Below are 3,237 nucleotides of genomic sequence, written 5' to 3'. Positions count from 1 at the left end.
ATCAATATTTCTGTCAGGAGAACTGATAGCATCTGCTTGGGATTTTTGAGGGTCAACCCTCTATAGATATCAACTGCTAGGGCAGTGCTAGTATCTAAATCAACTAGGTTCTCAAGATCCTCTGCTGTTATTTGCAAATTTTCTAAGTCAGCTTGCATATCAGTTGCTTCCTGTTACGTGCTTAACGAAAACCTAGTGCGCTACTAATTACGTGCCAAATGTGAAAATAAAAGTTACTTTCAATATTACGAAATAGCTCGAAAGGTTTATCAGGAGTTCCAAAAAAAGGTCTGAGTGTCCATCCCAGTTGGCTCCCGACAAAGCCATATAGCACTAACCAACCTCGAATCATTACTGTGCGTTTTTTCGGGTTATCAGAATCTTGTTCGTTGATAAATATCATGCCTCGGTAAAAACCATTAATACCTATCAAACCAGTAATCGTAAAAACCAGTACATTCAAAAGCTGAAAAAATCGATAGTCGTTAATGGAAAGACGGAAAAACAGGATAATGGGTGCAAAACTGAACAGCATCACGCCAATGATTGACATAGACGCTAACAGCAACGCTAGGTATTGTCCAAAGCTGCGCTTGGAGCCAGTAATCACATCGAAAAAATATAAAGTAGGCAAACAAATAGCCAACGTGATTAAATACAAAGCAGGTAGTTTAATTGCTGAAGCAACCATTTGCAATCCGCCACTAAACGAACCGATAATTGCTCCATAAAGTGCAAAAAACGCGGAACTACTAATTAATAAGGAAACAATCTTGTTTTCAAGTCTTATCCCTTTACTAATCTCTTCCAGAAATTTCTGGCGATCGCGCAAAAAGTGCATTAGGATCGCAAAATGATTCATGGCATCTCCTCCTATCAATTCAGGTATCGCTCTACAAATCTCTCAGGCACCTGCCTCAAACTTGTGGGGATATCCCCGATATTTGTTACAAAAGTTTATAAAATCTGTGAAAAGCGAAGACGGATTCGATAGGACTCAACACCCAGAGGAGAGAATCTTACTGAATTCCCTGTTATGAACGAACGGGATGAGCGGCTTGGCAAACTAATTGAAGCAGTCCGTCAGCATCCATCTGGGAGCCTTAGCTGGCGAAAAGCGATGAATCAGCTGTTGATAGAAATTCAGCAATTGCCAGGATTGGCGAGATCCGCTCACCCGGATTACTTGGAAGCTTTGGATGATACATTGCTGAAATTGGCTGATGAAATACACGAATTTGAACCCAGACAGCCTTCTTTAGAGAAGAGTTTGGTGGCTTGGATTAACCTGAAATTACGCCTGAAATATGAAGTGCGCGACTTGCATTCCTCCCAGCAGACTCGCGCCAAAAATCCCAAGAATCCTCAAGCGGAATTTCAAGAACAACTGAGGAAACCACCCCTCTCGCTTGATGTGCCCTTGGGGGATGAGGGGAGCGAAACTTTTGGCGATCGCTTGGCGGCTTCAGTTCCCTGTACGCTTTTAGAAATAGAAGCCCAAACCCGCCTAGAACAGGAACAGCGGAAAAATCAAAGAATTGGGGTTCAGCTAAAGCAATATATTGACCGAGATCCGGAAGGCAAACTTCGGCGTTGCCATCCCCAAGCTTATCCAGCGTGTAACTGCCAAATCCTCAGCCAGCGCCTGCTGTTAAAGTATCCACCCGACAAACTCGCTCTTGTTGCACGGGATCTCAACATTAATTACAACACCCTGAACTGGCATTGGAAAAACAAGGGACTCCCGCTTCTCCAAGCGATCGCTAGAAGTTTGGGCTATCAACCAAATGTAGAAGAAGACTTATGAATAGCACCGCACCTGTTTCTCTTAACGTTCCCCTCAGCGACACCGCCCATCAGCTGGCGCGACAATTTGCACAAGAGCAAGCGACTCCTGAAAAAGGGGTACGGGTATATCTCAATACCCTGGCTGTGTGGGCGGTTCACCGCTATCTAAAATGGCTGAGATACGAGCCGGATCTCACCTCAAGCGACAGCTGGCATCCTGGTATGCGAGCCATGTTTGATGTGGCGGATCTGGTGTTGCCCAACTTAGGTAGATTAGAGTGCCGTCCGGTGCTGCCTGGGGAGACATCTGTTACACTACCGCCAGAAGTGATGCAAGACCGAGTTGGCTATGTGGCAGTTCAGTTTGGAGCGCGTGCTACTCCCACAGAACCAGTCTACTTACAGGAAGCACATCTGATAGGATTTGCCCCTGCGATCGCTACTGAAAATCCGCCAGAGGAACTGCAACTGGCTGACTTGCAATCTTTGGATGCACTGATGGAGTATCTAGATCAACTCGAATCGGCGCTGTCAGATGCACCCGACAAGACGCGATCGCAGCTAAACAACTGGTTACAAAATTTCTTCGAGTCTGGTTGGCAAACAGTGGAGGAGGTATTGACGCCACAAACGCCCCTTTTAGCATTACGCAGATCGACTGTGAGACGGGCAAAGCGGATCGAGTTGGAAACAAATGCAGTTGTTTTAATAGTCACCCTCCAGCCAGAAACCCCAGAAAGATTGAGCATCCATCTGCAAGTTTGTTCTGTAAATCCACAAATAACACTGCCACATCAACTGAAGTTGATGGTATTAACAGAATCTGGGGAGGTATTCAGAGAAATTATCGCTAGCGGGACTGACACCTTCATGCAGTATGAATTCAGAGGACAAGTGGGGGAACAATTTAGTGTCAAAGTAGCGTTAGGAGATACTAGCATCACAGAAGCCTTTGTCATCTAGCAGGCAGCAATGGAAAAGTTAGTCATCCTGGATATCGATGGTGACTTGCATCAGGGAGCAATAGCAACGCTGGAAATTCGGGGAGAAGGCAACCATGCTGTTACCACCCGTGCCAAAGGTAAATTGCCCCCAGCAACTCAGTTACTGGAACAATACGAACACTGGCAGTCTATTTATCGCAGTCTGTCGTTCCTGTTTCGCTTGGAAGAAAGAGGAGGACAAATTATTCAGGGTTCTCCAAAAGATTTACTTGACGCTTGCCGCCAGTCTGCTCAAACCTTAGCAGATAGTTTGACAATCTGGCTCAAAGCTGAGTCATTTCGCCCCATTCGAGAAAAATTACTCGAAAAATTATTACCAACTGATACAGTGCGGTTGATTCTGCAAATAGAAAACAACCAACTGCGACGACTCCCTTGGCATTTTTGGGATTTTTTCGAGCGTTACCCCAAGGCAGAAGTAGCGCTGGGAGCAACTGCTTACGAA

3 protein-coding genes and 1 pseudogene are annotated in these 3,237 nt (G+C 45.4%); 3 read left to right on the top strand and 1 reads right to left on the bottom strand.

What is annotated here, in order from left to right; genetic code table 11:
* Nucleotides 1–181 precede the first annotated feature (181 nt).
* Nucleotides 182–862: an actin-binding WH2 domain-containing protein gene (locus H6F50_RS13290; protein WP_190429064.1), complete on the bottom strand. Its 681-nt coding sequence runs from the start codon at nucleotides 860–862 to the stop codon at nucleotides 182–184.
* A gap of 174 nt (nucleotides 863–1,036) precedes the next feature.
* On the opposite strand from H6F50_RS13290, the gene H6F50_RS13285 reads away from it, so the two are divergent.
* The 3 genes and pseudogenes from H6F50_RS13285 to H6F50_RS13275 form a co-directional block, all read left to right on the top strand.
* Complete coding sequence (locus tag H6F50_RS13285) at nucleotides 1,037–1,807, top strand: hypothetical protein (RefSeq protein ID WP_190429063.1); 771 nt, start codon at nucleotides 1,037–1,039, stop codon at nucleotides 1,805–1,807.
* Nucleotides 1,804–2,751, top strand: a complete 948-nt coding sequence (locus H6F50_RS13280) for a DUF1822 family protein (RefSeq protein ID WP_190429062.1) — start codon at nucleotides 1,804–1,806, stop codon at nucleotides 2,749–2,751. The genes H6F50_RS13285 and H6F50_RS13280 overlap by 4 nt, the downstream gene beginning before the upstream one ends.
* A 9-nt stretch (nucleotides 2,752–2,760) precedes the next feature.
* Nucleotides 2,761–3,237, top strand: a pseudogene (locus H6F50_RS13275) (sensor protein Chase2); the annotation flags it as partial.

The organism is Coleofasciculus sp. FACHB-712 (assembly GCF_014695635.1).
Taxonomy (GTDB): domain Bacteria; phylum Cyanobacteriota; class Cyanobacteriia; order Cyanobacteriales; family FACHB-T130; genus FACHB-T130.
Note: the sequence above shows the minus strand (reverse complement) of the source record. Positions and strands in the feature narration are given on the sequence as shown.